This window comes from Acinetobacter sp. FDAARGOS_515 (genome assembly GCF_003938865.1).
GTDB lineage: Bacteria > Pseudomonadota > Gammaproteobacteria > Pseudomonadales > Moraxellaceae > Acinetobacter > Acinetobacter ursingii.
This window is the reverse complement of the sequence record NZ_RKIX01000003.1, coordinates 1,955,571-1,972,763: the sequence shown is the minus strand read 5'-3', so window position 1 is coordinate 1,972,763 and position 17,193 is coordinate 1,955,571. Positions and strand designations below refer to the sequence as shown.

Genomic DNA, 17,193 nt, shown 5'->3' with positions numbered 1-17,193 from the left:
GTATCACAATGATTCATCATATTCCAAATGTCTTAAGCAAAGAACAAGTTCAATATTTTCGTGAAGAAATGAATAAAATTGAGTGGGTCGATGGAAAAGTGACCGCGGGAACACTTTCAGCCACGGTCAAACAAAATCAGCAACTTCCAGAAGACCACCCTTTAACGCATCATTTAAGTAATATTATTTTAGAGTCGCTTGGGCAACACCCTTTATTTTTATCTGCTGCGGTTCCTCTGGATATTATTCCTCCCCTCTTTAATCGCTATGAAAATAATGAAGCCTTTGGTTTTCATGTCGATAATTCGATTCGACGCATTCGAGGAACAAATGAACGTCTAAGAACGGATTTATCCTGTACGGTTTTTTTAAGTGAACCCGAAGAATATGAAGGTGGCGATTTGGTAGTTGAAGACACTTATGGCTATCATGAAGTCAAATTACCCGCAGGCGATATGATCTTGTATCCATCGACCAGCTTGCATGAAGTGACTGCCGTGACTTCTGGCTGTCGTATTGCTTCATTTTTTTGGGTGCAAAGTATGGTACGAGATGATGCAGAACGTTATATGTTATTTAATCTGGATCAAACCATCCAAAATTTACGGATGCAATTAGGCGATAAACATCAGGAAGTGATCAAACTTACTAACTTGTACCATAATCTGATGCGTAAATGGGCCGAGTTATAATTGCAATATTTTGATCTAAAGTGTGCTCGCCTTGCCTCTTTGTTAGAATTTAATCTTCATACAGGTGCTTCATGATAAAAATACTCTATATCGAAGATGACCTCATGATTGGTAAATCAACTTTCCGATTACTCAAACATGAAAAATTTAATGTCGATTGGGCCAAGACAGGACTCGAAGCTTTAGATTTACTTTTTAATCATGTTTATCATCTGGTTTTACTTGATCTAGGTCTACCTGAATTAGAAGGTTTGGAAGTTCTTAAACATATTCGTCAAAAATCTGATTTAAAACAATTAGGGGTCATTATTATCAGTGCACGAGATCAAAGCCGAGATAAAATTCAAGGGCTTAGACTCGGTGCAGATGATTATATTGTAAAACCTTACGATTTTGATGAGTTGGTCGCCAGGATTGAATCAGTTCTGCGTAGAGGTAAATTTTCGACGATTGAGGAAATCTGCTTTGAAGTCGGAGATACTCAAATGTTTCCCAACACGCGTAAAGTATTAAAACAAGGACATATTGTTGAGCTTTCTGCAAAAGAATGGGCAGTTCTAGAGCCTCTCATGATGTATCCTAATCAGATCTTTTCTCGTCAGACACTTGAACAAAAACTTTATGACTGGGATGTAGAACTGAATAGTAATACCATTGAAGTGCATATCCATAAACTACGACAGAAGTTGGGTAAAGATTTGATTCGTACCGTCCGAGGATTAGGATATTGTATTGAAACTCGCTAAAACAGGAGAAAGATGATTTTTAGCAAACTGCTGCATTTCTATCATAAACAACCTCTAAGCTCTCGAATGACTTGGAGTATTTCTGTTTTAAGTATTATTTTACTGGTTTTGATTGCAGTTTCTGCGTATCGAATTGCGCTGGAAGAATCACAGGAAGTGATTGATAAACAAATGGAAAAAATGGCGGAATTTCTTGCCAGTGTCAATATTCCACCTCGACTTTCGAGCTATGATCCTCACCGTCGCTATGGCGAAAGAGATGTTTTTATTGATATTGTTGACCTTGATCAACTTCCTGTTTTAATTAAAAATCATAACTATCTGGTCGGTCATTTGGATCAGGCCCAATTTATTAGAAAGAATAGCCATCGCGGCCAAATTGTAGCTTATGTTTTGCCGCTTGCCGATAAGCAGATTCAGATTAGCCAGTTGGTTTTTGTACGAAAAAATTTAGCCCGTGAATTGGCATTCAATATGCTAATCCCCTATTTTATTTTTATGCCTTTTGCAATTTTAGGCGTTTACTTTCTGATCCGATATCATTTAAGACCCCTTGCCGAGTTAAAGACTACCTTTTCGCAGCGAGATTATAATGATTTATCTGAGGTGCAAGTTAAGAACTTGCCCGTTGAGATTACCCCTGCCATAGATGAACTCAATTATTTATTTAAAAGAATTGAAGATGCCCAACAACAACAGCAAAAATTTATTGCCAATGCAGCACATGAACTCAGAACACCACTGACTGCCTTAAGTTTACAAACGGCCTTGCTGATTAAAACACCAAAAGACAATCCTTTTTATCAGGAAAATATTGATGATCTGGAACAAAATCTAAAAAGAATGTCACATCTGGTGCATCAACTCATGACGCTGGCGCATCAGGAAGCACTTTCGAGTGAAGCATTGTATCCTCTGAATTTACTTGAAATCATACGCCAATGTACAGGTCAATTGCTTGCCAATGCTCGTAAAAAAGATATTGATGTACAGGTCAATATCGATAATTTTAATGAAAAAATAGAAGTCCAAGCCACGCTTAGCGCATTGGAAAGTATTTTCCTCAATCTGATTGATAACGCGATTAAATATAGTCCTGAACATGGTCAAATTCTCATTAAATTATTTGAACAATCTGATGGTATTTTGGTCGAAATTCATGATAGTGGTCGTGGTATCGCACCAGAACAATATGATCATGTCATGCAGCGTTTTGTTAGACTAATGGAAACACAATCTCAGATTGTCGGCAGTGGACTTGGCTTATCCATCGTAAAATCTGCATTAGAATCGATTCAGGCCCATATCCAGCTAGATCGCTCAGAAATATTAAATGGTTTAAAAATAAAGTTGTATTTCAGCCTATAAACAGATCATGGTCTTAGCGTCATCAGAAAATTCTTGGCGTAAATTTATCCTGTTTACTTCTTATTGAAGATTAACACTTTGCTACCTCGATAAGCCGTACTTCAGATTGGATTTCTCCCCATCACGCCATTAAGGATTCTTTTTTTCAATTCTTCCAGAGAAAATTTAGAACGGATATTCAAACTATTGGTGTTTGTTACTCACATTAAAAAACCAATTTTAATGAGGTGACTCAATCTCATAAAAATGGGTCGAACAGACCATTGAGCCACGCTAAACCGCATCATGATTTTCACAAGGAAAATAGAAAATACGTGTCGCTTAGAGCAATGCTCCAAAGGATCAAGAATTCAATATGTTGAGAGCTTATCGTCTCAATATTATTTTAAGCAATGTGCATAGCATCTTATCAAATTTTTTAAATTTTCCAGTTTTTCTAAACAATATAGATTTGCGATGGATTCGTTCTGATAAGGTGCAGATAAAAAACCAATGATGATTACTTTTTTTAAAGTAACTTTTTGAGGCAATAAACTACAATTATTGATGACTTATATTATGAAAATCTTAATTTTTATCACTTTTTAGATCTTTTTATCAACCAACTAAAAAATAATAAATAAATTTTACATTTGAGGCTAGATTGTTATTTTTCTTTAAAATTCCTCCACAATTGTGAGCTATGCTGCGCAAAAATTAACTCCAAACGGAATAAGAATCATGAAACAAGCTCATGTTTTCTGGAAGATTTCACCGCTTAGTTTTGCTTTACTTTCGATTTGTTCATATTCATGGGGAGCGGATGCAGAACCCTCAGCAGCAGCAAGCAATAGTGCAAGTGCTCTATCTGAATCTAGTCCTGCAATACCGCCGACCCAAACCCTAAAAACCATAACTCTTAAAGCGGCGTCGGAACCAAACAGCAAAGATAATGATATCAGTGCAATTCCTAAAACCATCATTACCCGCGAAGAAATGCTGCAATATGGCGACCAATCCGTCAGTGATGCATTACGTCGCGCCGCTGGTTTTCAAATGCCTGCGCCTGGTCAAGGGCCACGTGGGAACAATCCAGCATCGGGTATGCGTTTTCGTGGTGGTGCAGGTCCTACATTTCTCATCAATGGAGAACCTGTTCAGGGCGGACCCCGTGGTGGCATGTCTGTCATTGATACCATCACTACCGATATGATTGAGCGTATTGAAGTGGTGAAACAACCAAGTGTTGCTCAAGCTTCTGTGGCCTCTTCTGCGGTCATTAATATTATTTTAAAAGAGCCTTTAAATACCTTAATCAATGGCAATGTACGTGTCGGCTATGGCATCGCCAAATCCAGTCCGCAAGAAGAAGTTCGCAAGCAAGTCAGCGTACAAACCGATGGTCGTGATAACCAATGGAGCTATAGTCTTTCTGCCAATCAAATGTGGCAAGATACGACTTCAGTAACCAAAACCATTGATAATAATGGCGAACGTCAACAGCAAAGAACCACCGACCGCACCATGCAAATGTTTTCTCCACGTTTGGAATATGCGATTGATGACACTCAAAAGTTGGTAGCCGATCTGTTTTATCGCAATACCAAAAGTGATGGAACACGTCAGGATCAAATTCAAAAAGATCAAAATGATAGTATTCGCTTAAATACGCGCTATGAAAGAAAAACGGATGATGGCTCGGATAAAGTTCGTATTACAGGTGAACATCAAAATGAAACGGAACTGACAGGTACTCGTCAGGGTGACGTTTATACCGATGAAACAGTGAACGAATACGCCATTGGTTACGATGGGGTCAGAAAGCTAGATCCAAATAAACAAATCAAATTTGGTTTTGAAGCCCGCAAAAATGAACTGGAAAGCAATGTTGCCAATACACTTGATGAAGAACGTTATGCACTTTATGGCGAGGGAAGCTGGCGTTTTACCGATCAACAAACCGTCACATTAGGTGTACGACAAGAATGGATTAATCGCAGTGGTCTGGTCGATTATAGTGATCAACATGCAAGTCCAGTTTTGGCGCATCGTTATGATTTTGACGACCATTGGTCACTACAAACCAATTTAAGCAAGGCATTTCAGGCACCTAATGCCAGCCGTTTAGCACCAACTGTGACTATCTCGACCGATAGCGATGCAGGAAGTTTGAATAATCCAGATCGAGGCGGTAATCCAGACCTAAAACCTGAACAAATTACTGCGATTGAATCAACACTCGGCTACAACACACCTGCGGGTGGTTTTAATTTGACAGCATTTAATCGTGAAATTAAAGACTATATTGAAAATGTGATTCAGCTTGAAGGTTCGCGCTATGTGCAACGTCCAATCAACCAAGACAAAGCGACTGCTTACGGCGCTGAACTGACGGGGCGCTATGCGATTAAAGAAACTGGAGCAGGACATAGCTTGATGCTGACAGGACAGGTTTCAACTATTCATGTCAGTATTGAAGATACAAATGGCAATGAACGTTTGGCCAGTGACGTTGCGCCTTATACCGCCAGTTCTGGCCTGTCATATAGCTATAAACCATGGAAACTTTCGAACAGCGTAAATATCAGCTATACCCCCAAATTCACACGCGCACTGGATAATCAACCTTATGACCGTACCACCAATCAGCGAGTCACAGTTGATCTAAGCACCACCAAAAACTTTAGCCATAACTGGGGTGCAACTTTGAGTTTAAGAAATATTCTCGGTACAGATTATAAGGAATATTTGCGTAATCAATCTGATGGCAGCTTATATCAAGCCAGAATCAATGAATCGATTCCCAATATTCTGTTGACGATCGAGAAGAAATTTTAAGATTAGACACCCGAATCAACGGTTCTTTTATCCCACATTCAAGCCTCCTTCGATTACAAGAAGGCTTTTTTATGGCTTAAATTTTAACGACTTTTTATGTGCTTTAATGATTGATAGCCTATAATTATTGATATTAATACACATCACGTTGATAACGATGCTGTTCACGAAGTTGTTCTAATTGGATTTCACCTAAAATCTGAATCAACACCTGCTCCACCTGTTGCGCCATGCCACTTAAGCTACCGCAGACATAAATGGCAGCACCATCTGCAATCCATTGTCGGAGCTGATCTGCTTTTTGTAACAGTCGATCCTGCACATAGATTTTTTGTTGCTGATCCCGCGAAAAAGCATAGTCAAGATCTGTTAAAAAACCACGCTGCTGCCAGTGCTGTAACTGCTCTGCATAAAGATGATCATATTGTTGCTGCCGCTCACCAAAAATCAACCAGTTGCGTTGTTGTTGCCAGTGTTCACGTTGATGTAAATGCGACATCAGCCCTGCGATTCCCGTTCCATTACCAATTAGAATCAGTGCTTGCTGTTGTTGAACTAGATGAAAGGATGGATTTGAACGGATCTTTGCTGAAATGTTCTCGCCCATCGCCAAAGCAGCCGTGAGCCAACCCGAGCCTAGACCCAGACCATGTTCGGCCTGTTGCTGGCGAATCACCAATTCCACATAACCCTGCTCTGGAATACTGGCAATCGAATAATCACGGCTCGGCAATGGATCGAAACGCTGCACCCAAGCCTCCACCGCTTCATCAACCAAACGTAGCGGAATATTTCTGAGATTATTGTGGCGTAATTGTTGTTTCAACTCAGGCTGATGAAGAATGTCATCTGCAATGGCGTGTGCTTTTAGAAACGACTGAATCTCCATTTCAGCATTGCCACATTGAACTTCGAAAATATCACCAGATTGCCAATGCATTGTTTCAAGAGCATACAGTTGCAACTGAAAAATCGGCAATCCTGAACTGCCTGTATTTAAACATTTCCGTTGTTGTAATTGAAATTGCTGCCATGCCTGATGCTTAGTTTTTACATCCAGTTTAATCTCAGTCAATTGTTCAATTTGAGCCTGCCATTGCTCCAAATCATGCGGATTCAGCGCATTGACACAAATCATTTCAAAAAGTGGTTGTGCCTGCTGAGTCTTCAACCATTGATCCAAACGCTGCCCGAATGCACAAAACTGCGCATAACGACGATCACCAAAGGCTAGAACTGCGTATTGCTGTTCAGATAAATCCAGTGATTGCACTAACATTTTTTTGGCAATCGCTCGCGCAGTATCGGGTGCATCACCCTCACCATAAGTACTGACGCACCATAAGATTTTCTTGGCGGCGGTTAATTCGGAGATCGACAAATATTGTAGATCCAGAACAGCACTGAGCTGCCCCGATTGCTGTAATTGATGGACAAATTGTTTGGCATAATGTTCTACATGACCAGACTGACTGGTATAAACCACCAGATAACCCTCATGACTGACATTCACCTGTGCAGAAGATCGACGCTGATTGAATAATAAAATCACAATCACGCAAAGATGCACAAATAATAAAACTGAAAGTACAACCAGAATGCAAATGATCGCAGAGGTCATCAAAATGTCCTCATACTGCACACCAAACCAAGAGTATCAAAACCGCCAGACTGGCCGCGGTCAGCAGCAGATGTGCCACTAAACGAGTTTTTATACTTAAAAATAAAATATAACCTGCCAGAGAAAGCAATAAAATGAGAATCGCACTGATATCGATCAGCCAATGCCATGACGTTCCGACATTTTTACCGCGGTGTAAATCATTCAGTACGGATACTAAGGTGGCTGATTTTTGGGTAATTTCCGCCTCACCTGTATCCAGTAGTACAGAAATATCGGTTGTTCCTGCGGGGCTTTCCAGTCGGATCATCACTTCATCATCTAACACTTCACTGCTGCGATAACGTCCAACAATGCTTTGCTTTTGACGAATGTAATCCAATAACGCCATACTAGGATTTTCCTGATGCTGGATTTTTTCCAACACCTCTTGAGGAATGGATATTTGATGAGTTTGCTCCTGGGCAGAAGATTTAAACCAGTCTGGATTATTTAAAAATAAACCCGTGAGAGCAAAAAAGATTAAAACCAGAAAGGCAAAAGCAGAAAGCCAGCCATGCACATAACGTGCATGGCGGTAAAAATCACGGCGTTGGTACACGAATAAAATCCCAGTCTATATTTTTAACGATTAATTCACTTTCTGGAAATTCAGTTTTAATGCGCCAATTTCTTTTTGCGCTGGGAGATTTTGGCTAGATGTTTTGGCTTTTACATCCAAATCAAAAGTCTGATAAGAATGCTCGCCATGCTCCCGCGAAGTTTCGACATGCACAACGTATTGACCTGCGGCAACGGCTTTACCTGTATCATCCTTACCATCCCAAGCCAATTTATACTGACCCGGTTGACGTGATGGTTTGGCGACGGCATCCAGATTTGGCATTTGACGACCATAACGACGCCACCAGACATAGTTCGAATTGATCCATTTTTCGTCTTTGCCCCAAACTGCCAGTGTTTTCACCAGTTTTTTATTGCTGTCTGTCACCCAAACTGAAACATAAGGAATACGATAGTTTTCAACTGCAATTTTAGGAATAATAAGCTCAAGAATAGCCTGATAACCTGCTGGCCATGACGATGATGCACCCACAGCAACATTTAATAGGTCAGCCTGTGGACGTGCCTCCACCATTTGTCCCCAACCCGTAGTCTGATAGCCATCACCATTGCTCATCGTCATTTTGGCTTCGTAGCCGATTAAGGACTCAATGAGTGCCATGCCCTGTTCTGGAGGCATCGCAGCAAGTGCCGTTGCTAAAGCGTCTGCATCGGCTGCACAATGGCCCACCACCACGCATTGTTCTACATGTTGCAGGGGCAATCCTGTTTTTGGATCAATTAAATGGCTTTGTCTTGCCAAATCGCGATAACCTTTACCACTAAAAGCAATCGCTTGATTATTTAAGTTTAAAACCTGTTCAGGTAAGGCATTATCATATTTTGCCTGTGCGCTTTGTACACCGACTTTCCAGCCAGACTTTTGTGGCGCTTGCCCCCAAACCCGTAAATCGCCACCGATATCAATCATCACACCTTGTAAAGCAGGAACAGCTTGACGCGCCGCGACTAAAGCACGATCAATAATATAACCTTTGGCATAAGCATCAGGCGCAATCTTGACCGATTTATCTAGTTGAATTCGATTTTGCTGTGCATCCAGATGAATCGGTTGTTGTTGTATCTGCTGAATAACTTGCTGACGGGTATTTTCATCTAATTGATGTACCCCGTTATTTTTTTCCCATAGGCCAATCAACTGCCCTAAACGTGCATCAAACGCGCCGCAACTTTTACTGCGCCAATCTTCACATGCCGCAATCACTTCAAATAATTCATTTGAAACCTGTGCATCTTTTTGATGGTTCAACGCGCTAATTTCACTATCTGTTCGCCAAGTCGAAAGAATCTGATCTAAGCGGGCAATTTCCTGTTGAATTGCTTGAAATGCTTGGTCTGCCTGATGAGCATTAACCCCCATCATCACTACATCTAAAGAGGTTCCCAAAACATGATCTTGGTGAAAACGATGTGAGTTAAGGTTTAATTCAGACGTAGAATCTGATGATAGCGAAGTTGCAGCAAATGCATCGATGGTCGTCAGTGGAGAAATAAGCGAAATCGCAATGACGATGGGTTTTAAACGAAACACAGATGAGGATTGTTTAAGAACATTTTTCAAAGCAGGATGCGGCATGCTCATTCTCCAGAATTTTCTGCAAAAATAATATTGAAAATGATATTTATTATCAAGTAAATTGTTAGGAAAATGTTTTATTGCGTTACGTTATTTTTCAGAGAGATTTTTATATGCGTACTTCTTGGCTCAAAGCGTTGATTTTAATATCGGCATTGCCTGTTTTAGCATCGGCTCATACCGCGAGTCCTTATATTTTACCCGATGTATTTGATACGTCTTCAGCAAATTCAGTGAGCTTTCAAAGTTCAATTACGCTTGAAAAATTCTTTGTTCCTAGTTTTAATTTTAAAACCAATTATGTGATTAGCACGCCATCAGGACAACAAAAAAATCTTGATGCTGCTGCTGCCTTGAAAAAATTTAATGTCGCAGAGTTTGATCTGAATGAAGATGGAACCTATCGTATTCGCACCCAAAACGCGACAGGCAACCCAAGCAAGTATGCATTAGTCGATGGTCGTTGGTTACGTGTTCGTGCCAACCGTATGCCGATGCAAAATCCAAATCAGGCGAATAAACCTGCTGAGACTGCAAAAACTGAACAACGCCCTGCCGCTCCTGCCAATAACCAACCGCCACGATTCGTGAGTGAAGATCAACTCCCAAAAAATGCACAAGTGATCGAAGTGACCAATCATTTGATTGCTGAAAGCTTTGTGACCAAAAGTAAACCGTCTGCCATTCCAGCCGTGAGTAACAAAGGCTTTGAAGTCAAACTTCTTAGCCATCCGGGTGAACTTTATGCAGGTGAGGCTTTAAAAGCTCAAGTATTGTTTGATGGTAAGCCTATTCCCAACCTTGAAATCGATGTATTTAAAGGTGCCGATAGTTATGATTTAAACGCCCAACGTGAACAGCCACATACGAAAACCAATAACAAAGGTGAAGTTGAAATCAAGTTTGAAAAAACAGGAATTTACCTGATTACAACCGCTTACCCAGAAGCAAATCCTGATGCAACTAAAAAACCAGCCAGCGATATTTATACCTATGGTTTAACGGTTGAAGTTGCAGAATAATAGTTTTTCATTCCTGTTTAGTTCCTCTTGATATTTCTCTTTGGGAGAAATATCAAGACCTATCAGAGAGTTAAAATAAATCATATTTAACCATAAAGATCAGACAGTTTTATCTTTTTAAACTGCCTGATTGTTTAATCACGTTTTCATTAATGTTCAATCAACACTATATTTTTTTAATTACTACAAATCAGATTTGGCAGTTTTTTTAAAGCGTGACACTAAAATTCAAGATGGTGAGAGCGCTTATCTTTTCTAGAACGAAGCAAATACATTCATATCAGGAACTATATCGTGCCGTAGCTCACTTTATGCACTACTTTACTTAGGCAAATTCTGTAGCTGCATTGAGTATTAGTTCTGGTTCAGCAGATCTAGCCCAGTTTGTTGCATCAATTTTCTTATCAAAAACTTTTGTTTTTCTAATGCCATTCAAAGCTACATCGGCAATCCACTTTTTATTAGGTCGCTGATATACCGAAATACTCATCTATAGCAACACTCCTTTTTATGTAGACATCTTTGAGCTACAAAGTCGCTCTATGAGTGGAAAACGGGTGGAAACTTATACCGAAAAATACCGTAAAAAAACACAAACCCCAGAAACGACAAAACCCCGAAACCTTTGTATATCAAGGTTTCGGGGTTTATCTAAAATTCTGTGAAGAATCAATGGTCCCGAGGGTCGGAACCTCAGTAGCCTTATAAAACAAAGATATGAGATGAAGTGAGCGGAGACAAAGCGGAAATAGTACGTTTTATGGTGATTTTAAAGCCGAAATATCTACAATAGTCTGAATAATGAATTTATCAATTGCAAAAAAACTAAACGTGGTTTCGGAAGATGGTAACAAAGGTAATCAATAGTGAATATATAAGTTTAAGTTAATGAAATTAATAAATAAATATACAATTTTTAAAAGGTAACTTATCGGTAATTTATAGGTAACTTATCACTCTTAAAAAAGGTAATCAGCTATTACCTTTTATCCATTTGATTTAATTATATTTATTAGAAAAACAATGTCTATGATTACCAAAGATTACCTCTAAAAGGTAACCAAAATAAATTGTTTAAAATTAAAAACTTAAATAAAAATTAATATCAAAAATATAGGCCTGTTACCTTTTCTGAAAGATTCCCATAAGTTTTGCAAAGCCTGTTTTTATAGATGGTCTTAAACAAAAATTTATAGTTGTAGAAAAACGAAGAGCTGTGTAGAAATCTGTAGAATCAATTCTTATTGTTTTTGCTGTATCACAGACTGTATCTATCAATACTTGGATACAGAAATGACAAGTATGAATTTTTGTAGTGTTTTCGACGTATTTACTGCCCAGGTGTGGTGGGGGGACAACCGCCCGCCGCTGGTTCAAATTTTAGATTTTATGGATTTTAGTAAAAAAAAAGCCCTCCAACATGGAGGACTTGAAGTTTTGTAGCTATTGAGCCATCAACTCTTTTTGTCTGGCTTACTCTTTTCTGGCCAAGCTTGATCTAGTCGCTCTGCATCAATTGCGTGTGCATCAGCTGATCTTGCGATTTCTTGACCACGTTCTGCCATTGTGTTGAGTACGGAATTGCAGGTCTTTCCATATTCAATGAGGGCTTGGTTGGAAGCTGTGGACATACGTTTGTCTGAATCATTGATTTGTTTTGACAACCGGTCAACAGCCAAAGCACTATCACTGGCAGCATCCAATGCAACCTGTAAGTTTTTATTCGCATTTTGTTCTGACTCCAAAAGTTTATCACTCCAATTTTTTTCTGTTTGGAGCGTATCTACAGTTGCTTGGGTTTTGGCAAGATCACGTTCTGTTTCTGCCAATACTTTTTCTGAGTTAAGTAAATCAATTTGATGTGACTTACTTGCGCCATTGATCATGGAAAAAGACAATGCGATGGCTAATGCAATCATCACAATGTATTTCCAGTATTTAATTGCCAACGCAATATTCATTTTTTGTCTCACTGTTGTTTGAACTGAAACTCTTTAAAATCTTTAAATTGGATAATGTGATCACCAAACCATTCATTAATGGCATTACTAAATAGATTTTGAAGAGGAATAATTTCTGAATACCAATAAGCTTCACGTGCTTCAGATATAGATCCAAAGCCTCCAGCATTAGAGGGAATAATCCCGAGAAGTTGAGGCGGGGTTCGCTGTGATGCAAGAACATCATCACGAGTCACATTTTTTATATTTAAGAATTCATCCTTGGCAGCCAATTCACTAATCGGAATAAGTTGCAGCCCATCTTTCTTCCCACCAGGTGCATGTAGAAATAAATTTCGAAAGTTCCCAGGACCGCGAGAATCCTTCATTGCCTGTTTGATCCCTTCAACATCATCATCGTCTATTTGAGAATCCGTCATGTAGAGGATGAAACCAGCATGGGATCCATTGTTATAATATTTACGACGAAATAGTGTTGCCGATTCATTCAACCATGCAGATTGGAGTGCTGAAATATATTCTGGTGAACCATAAATTTCTTGGTCTAAATCTACTGATTTGATATGGCATACCGTACCAGTAGGAAAGATAAACTCATCATATCCATTTACAAGTTGAAGAAAATCATTTGGATCCTTCATACGACGAGTATATTTGGCCATAAGACCTTTAAGCCTTAAAGGATCATTCAGACGGTTATCAATTCGTTGTAAATACGAGTTGCCAAAGACCAGATAGTCAATTGCTAAACGTTCAAAATCTGAAGTGTTTACCAATTTGTTTGGTCTAAGTGAGGATACGAGTTGATTCTTTTTGTAAAAAATGGCGGTGGATAAATAAGGCATTGCCTTAAAAGATTTCGCTAGCCCATGCGTACTAATATGTGGTTGATAATAGTTACCGCAAAGCCAAGTTTCATAAAATTGTGAAAAATCACTTTTATTGAGTACTGGCTCAGCATCACCGAATGTAAATGCCTGTACTTTGCTGTCGGACATTAGTAAATCTCCATAGATGATTTTTTCGAGCTTCCATCGTTATCTAGTGACAACGGCTCGTTAAAGAAGGCGTGGAAAATAGCGAATGCCAAATCAGCATGACCAATGTTTTCTGCTCTTGAAGCCTCAAAGGTCATTTGTTTTTGAGATGCTGTAAGTGTTTTTTTAATAGCCATCAATGACTGAGCAACTTCTGTTGCTCCAGCATCAAATTCAAAACGTCCTTTGTTGATGACATCCATTCCCTTCATAACTAATTGGGTTTTGACATCAACTGAATATGTAAAGGTAGTTAGGTTTGGAAAAAACTCTTGTACCAATTGGGCAATACCAGTCCCCATCCCTGATTTATCCATCCCGATGTAAGCCACTCGGTATTTTTGGCAAATCTTTTTAATGAATGCTGCCTGGCTGGCAAAATCCATCCCTTTGAATTGATGGTGTTCAAGTAGGCGAAATTTGTTGTAACCAGATTCTGGGGGAGCTATGACAACTAATCCAGCACTATCCCCTGATTCAGCAGGGTCGTAGCCTACCCATACAGGTTTATTACCAAATGGCCTTAGGGCCAAAGGTTTGAAATCTTTTGTCCATAAATCCCAAGAATCCACCATACATGGCTGGATGAGGCTAAGCGGAAATACACTTTGGCCATCATCGACAAATTCACACATGTATAAATTTGCAAATTCATCAGCACTGTTTTCAGCGATTAATTCTTCAATATCAAATAAATCACAACCCTGACGTTCTGCATCATAGATGTTGACGATATGTCTCCACATCTGGTCATTACATAGAGCACCATTTCTTAGAGTCTCATGACTGGTATCAATTTCTACTTGCTTATCTTTGGTACGACCTTTGTTATAGGCTTCACCCGTCCAGAATTTATATGCTTCATGAGATTTACTTGACGGTGTAGAGAAATAGGTTTTTTTATACTGTTTCTGAGCTGCCATAGCAGATGCCACTTTTTTCAGCGTAGCAAAACCATGTACCCAGAAAAATTCATCAAAATATAAATCACCATGATAACTTTGAGCAGTCTTAGCATTTGTGCTTAGGAAAATGAGTTGAACTGTTTCATTTGTCGGTAAAGTGATAGTAATTGGATCACCTTGTAGATCCACACCAATTGATTGAAGTACAAAATCTTTAATATAAGTTTTAAAGCCGTGAGCCTGGGCTTTTGACGCAGATAGAAAAATCTGATTTCGACCAGTTGTTACAGCCTTAATTAAAGCTTCTCGGGCAAAATAGAAAGTTGCACCAATCTGGCGTGATTTTAATAAGGCACGGTTTCTTTGTTCACGTGCTCGGTACCAGACTTTTTGATAATCAAATAATCCATCATCAAAGTCTTCAAGTAATTTTTCGATCTGCTCTTCGGTGAGAACATTTTTAGGTGCTGATTTACGTGGACCAGCATTTCTATTTTTTAGGTTCGGATTAAGATCAGTTTCATTACCACCATTGTTGTATTTATTGATTTTGGCCATACGCTCCAGCTGACGCATAAGCAAATCAATTTCTTTAAAATCATTTGGTGTTTTTTTCTCAAGAATAATCAGTTTTACAAGTTGGGCTTCTAGTGCTTGTGCAACACGTCCTTCAGGGGCTTGTTCATCCCATTCGTCTCTTGCTTTCCATGCATGGACATTTTTGACATTTTCTTTTAAGTAATCTGCAATCGAGCTGATTCGCCACCCCATCCAGTATAAAAACTTTGCTAAGAGGCGGTTATCAAAAGAAAGAGGCGGATTTTCAGATTCTTTATTCATTGGCTCATTAAGCCAATGCTGTTGTCCTAATTCATGTGCTTGGTCATGTAAAACACTCTTTTACATGCTACACCGATTGATTGTTTTAGCTGTAATTCCGATTCTGCTTACTACATTGATAACGAATTTTCTAATACAAAGCAGGATTTACCCCTCATGAGTAAGAAATCCAAGTTTTATCGAGTTGCTGTTGCTGGAGCCACCACTGATGGTCGCCAGATTGAAGCATCTTGGATTCAACAAATGGCAAAAAATTATAGCCCAAATACCTATACAGCTTTGGCAAATATTGAGCATTTGCGCGGCATTATTCCAGACTCTCCTTTCGGCAATTATGCAAAAGTACTGGCAGTAAAAGCCCAGGAAGATGAGATTGCTGGTCAAAAGAAATGGGCTTTATATGTTCAGCTTGAAGCGTTTGATAATTTGATCGAAATGCACGGCAAAAATCAAAAACTGTTCAACTCGATTGAAGTCAATCCGAGCTTTGCTGATACCAATGAAGCTTATTTGGTTGGACTCGCATTTACTGATACTCCAGCATCCTTAGGCACACAAATCATGGAATTTGCAGCCAAGAATCCTGATGCCAACCCTTTCACATCAAAAAAACAATCTAAAGAAAATTTATTTACAGCTGCTGAAGAAGTTGCACTTGAATTTGAAGAAGAATCACCTGTTTCAAACTTATTTTCCAAAGTAATTGACTGGCTGAATCCCAAACAGGAAGAACAAAGCCAGAAGCATAATGGGCAATTCGGTGAGATCGCAAAATCAGTGGAAGAAATTGCCAAAACTTTTGGTAACACAGTGAAAGAGTTGAATGATCTGAAAAAAGATTATTCACAGCTTCAGTCCGATTTCAATGCGCTCAAAACCAAGTTAGGACATGAGCAAAACCCAAAAACACCGCCAGCACCTGAAAGCAAAGGCAATTTCTCAGAAAAAGTTGAGTACTAATCACCATGCAAAATTTAACACGTGAAAAATTTACCTACACTGTCGCAAAAATTGGTGAAGCAAACGGTGTAGCAGATCCATCCAAAAAATTTACTGTCGAACCATCCATTGCACAGAAAATGGTAAATTCGATTCAACAATCCTCAGAATTTCTTCAAAAAATTAATATTGTCCCTGTTGAAGAGCTTGAAGGTGAAGCAATTGGATTAACACAGAGCCAAACCATTGCTGGTCGTACCAATACCAAAGGTGGTACAGCACGTAAACCAGTTGATCCTACTGGCCTAGACTCCAATACTTATCAATGTAAAAAAACGGATTTTGACGTAGCTTTACGCTATGAAAAAATGGATGCATGGGCTAAGTTTTCTGACTTCTATGCAAAATGGAAAGCATTTGTTGAGCGTGCCATTGCATTAGATATGATCATGATCGGCTTCAACGGTAAATCAGCTGCAACCACGACTGATCGAAATGCAAATCCATTATTGCAGGATGTCAATATTGGTTGGCTCGAAAAAATTCGTACCAAAGCACCTGATCACTATATGAAAGAAGTTGTCAAAGACTCAGGAAAAGTAAAAGTCGGACCAACAGGTGACTATAAAAATCTTGATGCTGTCGTAGTTGATGCAGTGAGCAACCTGATAGGTGAAGTTCACCAGGATGCAACGGATCTAGTTGTCATTTGTGGTCGTCAATTATTGAATGATAAGAACTTCCCACTAGTCAATGATTCCAAAGACAATACTGATACATTGGCGGGTCAAGTTTTATTGAGCCAGAAGCAAATTGGTGGATTACCCGCTGTACGTGTTCCATTTTTCCCAGAGCATGCTTTATTAATTACATCACTTAACAATCTGTCGATTTATTATCAAGAAACTGGAAAACGTCGTGCTGTAGAAGATAATTCTTCTATGGACCAAGTTGAAGAGTTCAATTCATCAAATGATGCTTACGTCGTTGAAACATACGAAAAAGTCGCATTTGTAGAAAATATCGAAATTCAGGGATAAGGTGA

At 39.1% G+C, this 17,193-nt stretch carries 15 protein-coding genes; 8 read left to right on the top strand and 7 right to left on the bottom strand.

Annotated features, from left to right (window positions below; translation table 11 throughout):
- The first annotated feature begins 8 nt into the window (after nucleotides 1–8).
- The 4 genes from EGS47_RS11155 to EGS47_RS11140 all read left to right on the top strand — a co-directional run bounded on the left by EGS47_RS11155 (nucleotide 9) and on the right by EGS47_RS11140 (nucleotide 5,623).
- Complete coding sequence (locus EGS47_RS11155) at nucleotides 9–692, top strand: Fe2+-dependent dioxygenase (RefSeq protein ID WP_004992868.1); 684 nt, start codon at nucleotides 9–11, stop codon at nucleotides 690–692.
- Between the two features lie 71 nt (nucleotides 693–763).
- Nucleotides 764–1,438, top strand: a complete 675-nt coding sequence (locus tag EGS47_RS11150) for a response regulator transcription factor (protein ID WP_005002392.1) — start codon at nucleotides 764–766, stop codon at nucleotides 1,436–1,438.
- Nucleotides 1,439–1,450: 12 nt separating this feature from the next.
- A complete protein-coding gene (locus EGS47_RS11145; RefSeq protein WP_005002387.1) occupies nucleotides 1,451–2,806 on the top strand; it encodes a sensor histidine kinase in 1,356 nt (451 codons plus the stop codon).
- 720 nt (nucleotides 2,807–3,526) lie between these two features.
- On the top strand, nucleotides 3,527–5,623 hold the full coding sequence (locus EGS47_RS11140) for a TonB-dependent receptor plug domain-containing protein (RefSeq protein WP_005002386.1): 2,097 nt from the start codon (nucleotides 3,527–3,529) through the stop codon (nucleotides 5,621–5,623).
- 133 nt (nucleotides 5,624–5,756) lie between these two features.
- Here EGS47_RS11140 and EGS47_RS11135 read toward each other — a convergent pair whose 3' ends face one another.
- The 3 genes from EGS47_RS11135 to EGS47_RS11125 are packed head-to-tail and all read right to left on the bottom strand — an operon-like array spanning nucleotide 5,757 to nucleotide 9,444.
- Complete coding sequence (locus EGS47_RS11135) at nucleotides 5,757–7,244, bottom strand: sulfite reductase subunit alpha (RefSeq protein ID WP_119686798.1); 1,488 nt, start codon at nucleotides 7,242–7,244, stop codon at nucleotides 5,757–5,759.
- Nucleotides 7,245–7,254: 10 nt separating this feature from the next.
- Nucleotides 7,255–7,845 carry a PepSY-associated TM helix domain-containing protein gene (locus EGS47_RS11130; protein WP_119686797.1) on the bottom strand — a complete coding sequence of 197 codons (591 nt, stop codon included), beginning with the start codon at nucleotides 7,843–7,845 and terminating at the stop codon, nucleotides 7,255–7,257.
- A gap of 30 nt (nucleotides 7,846–7,875) precedes the next feature.
- Nucleotides 7,876–9,444 carry a DUF2271 domain-containing protein gene (locus EGS47_RS11125; protein ID WP_125269644.1) on the bottom strand — a complete coding sequence of 523 codons (1,569 nt, stop codon included), beginning with the start codon at nucleotides 9,442–9,444 and terminating at the stop codon, nucleotides 7,876–7,878.
- A gap of 113 nt (nucleotides 9,445–9,557) precedes the next feature.
- Here EGS47_RS11125 and EGS47_RS11120 point away from each other — a divergent pair, with 113 nt between their 5' ends.
- The gene (locus tag EGS47_RS11120) at nucleotides 9,558–10,466 is read left to right on the top strand and encodes a DUF4198 domain-containing protein (protein ID WP_035271830.1); all 909 of its coding nucleotides are present in this window, start codon (nucleotides 9,558–9,560) and stop codon (nucleotides 10,464–10,466) included.
- 325 nt (nucleotides 10,467–10,791) lie between these two features.
- Here the strand turns inward: EGS47_RS11120 and EGS47_RS11115 are convergent, their stop codons facing one another.
- Nucleotides 10,792–10,956, bottom strand: a complete 165-nt coding sequence (locus EGS47_RS11115) for a hypothetical protein (RefSeq protein ID WP_005002377.1) — start codon at nucleotides 10,954–10,956, stop codon at nucleotides 10,792–10,794.
- Between the two features lie 803 nt (nucleotides 10,957–11,759).
- On the opposite strand from EGS47_RS11115, the gene EGS47_RS18410 reads away from it, so the two are divergent.
- Nucleotides 11,760–11,909, top strand: a complete 150-nt coding sequence (locus tag EGS47_RS18410) for a hypothetical protein (RefSeq protein WP_171455418.1) — start codon at nucleotides 11,760–11,762, stop codon at nucleotides 11,907–11,909.
- A gap of 11 nt (nucleotides 11,910–11,920) precedes the next feature.
- Here EGS47_RS18410 and EGS47_RS11110 read toward each other — a convergent pair whose 3' ends face one another.
- The 3 genes from EGS47_RS11110 to EGS47_RS11100 are packed head-to-tail and all read right to left on the bottom strand — an operon-like array spanning nucleotide 11,921 to nucleotide 15,209.
- On the bottom strand, nucleotides 11,921–12,427 hold the full coding sequence (locus tag EGS47_RS11110; RefSeq protein WP_125269643.1) for a hypothetical protein: 507 nt from the start codon (nucleotides 12,425–12,427) through the stop codon (nucleotides 11,921–11,923).
- Nucleotides 12,428–12,435: 8 nt separating this feature from the next.
- The gene (locus tag EGS47_RS11105; protein ID WP_125269642.1) at nucleotides 12,436–13,425 is read right to left on the bottom strand and encodes a phage portal protein; all 990 of its coding nucleotides are present in this window, start codon (nucleotides 13,423–13,425) and stop codon (nucleotides 12,436–12,438) included.
- Nucleotides 13,425–15,209, bottom strand: a complete 1,785-nt coding sequence (locus EGS47_RS11100; protein ID WP_048765480.1) for a terminase large subunit domain-containing protein — start codon at nucleotides 15,207–15,209, stop codon at nucleotides 13,425–13,427. The genes EGS47_RS11105 and EGS47_RS11100 overlap by 1 nt, the downstream gene beginning before the upstream one ends.
- Before the next feature lie 156 nt (nucleotides 15,210–15,365).
- On the opposite strand from EGS47_RS11100, the gene EGS47_RS11095 reads away from it, so the two are divergent.
- Together EGS47_RS11095 and EGS47_RS11090 are read left to right on the top strand one after the other, a co-directional pair.
- Nucleotides 15,366–16,169, top strand: coding sequence for a GPO family capsid scaffolding protein (locus EGS47_RS11095; RefSeq protein ID WP_125269641.1), 804 nt, complete (start codon nucleotides 15,366–15,368; stop codon nucleotides 16,167–16,169).
- Between the two features lie 5 nt (nucleotides 16,170–16,174).
- Entirely contained in the window at nucleotides 16,175–17,188 is a 1,014-nt protein-coding gene (locus EGS47_RS11090) for a phage major capsid protein, P2 family (RefSeq protein ID WP_125269640.1), read from the top strand.
- The last annotated feature ends 5 nt before the right edge of the window (nucleotides 17,189–17,193 follow it).

Bases quoted from the DNA above. Each gene is read 5' to 3' on its own strand.
- EGS47_RS11155 (WP_004992868.1), top strand. From the start codon at position 9: ATGATTCATCATATTCCAAATGTCTTAAGCAAAGAACAAGTTCAATAT.
- EGS47_RS11090 (WP_125269640.1), top strand. From the start codon at position 16,175: ATGCAAAATTTAACACGTGAAAAATTTACCTACACTGTCGCAAAAATT.
- EGS47_RS11110 (WP_125269643.1), bottom strand. From the start codon at position 12,427: ATGAATATTGCGTTGGCAATTAAATACTGGAAATACATTGTGATGATT.
- EGS47_RS11095 (WP_125269641.1), top strand. From the start codon at position 15,366: ATGAGTAAGAAATCCAAGTTTTATCGAGTTGCTGTTGCTGGAGCCACC.
- EGS47_RS11125 (WP_125269644.1), bottom strand. From the start codon at position 9,444: ATGCCGCATCCTGCTTTGAAAAATGTTCTTAAACAATCCTCATCTGTG.
- EGS47_RS11120 (WP_035271830.1), top strand. From the start codon at position 9,558: ATGCGTACTTCTTGGCTCAAAGCGTTGATTTTAATATCGGCATTGCCT.
- EGS47_RS11115 (WP_005002377.1), bottom strand. From the start codon at position 10,956: ATGAGTATTTCGGTATATCAGCGACCTAATAAAAAGTGGATTGCCGAT.
- EGS47_RS18410 (WP_171455418.1), top strand. From the start codon at position 11,760: ATGACAAGTATGAATTTTTGTAGTGTTTTCGACGTATTTACTGCCCAG.
- EGS47_RS11135 (WP_119686798.1), bottom strand. From the start codon at position 7,244: ATGACCTCTGCGATCATTTGCATTCTGGTTGTACTTTCAGTTTTATTA.
- EGS47_RS11140 (WP_005002386.1), top strand. From the start codon at position 3,527: ATGAAACAAGCTCATGTTTTCTGGAAGATTTCACCGCTTAGTTTTGCT.
- EGS47_RS11105 (WP_125269642.1), bottom strand. From the start codon at position 13,425: ATGTCCGACAGCAAAGTACAGGCATTTACATTCGGTGATGCTGAGCCA.
- EGS47_RS11100 (WP_048765480.1), bottom strand. From the start codon at position 15,209: ATGAATAAAGAATCTGAAAATCCGCCTCTTTCTTTTGATAACCGCCTC.
- EGS47_RS11150 (WP_005002392.1), top strand. From the start codon at position 764: ATGATAAAAATACTCTATATCGAAGATGACCTCATGATTGGTAAATCA.
- EGS47_RS11145 (WP_005002387.1), top strand. From the start codon at position 1,451: ATGATTTTTAGCAAACTGCTGCATTTCTATCATAAACAACCTCTAAGC.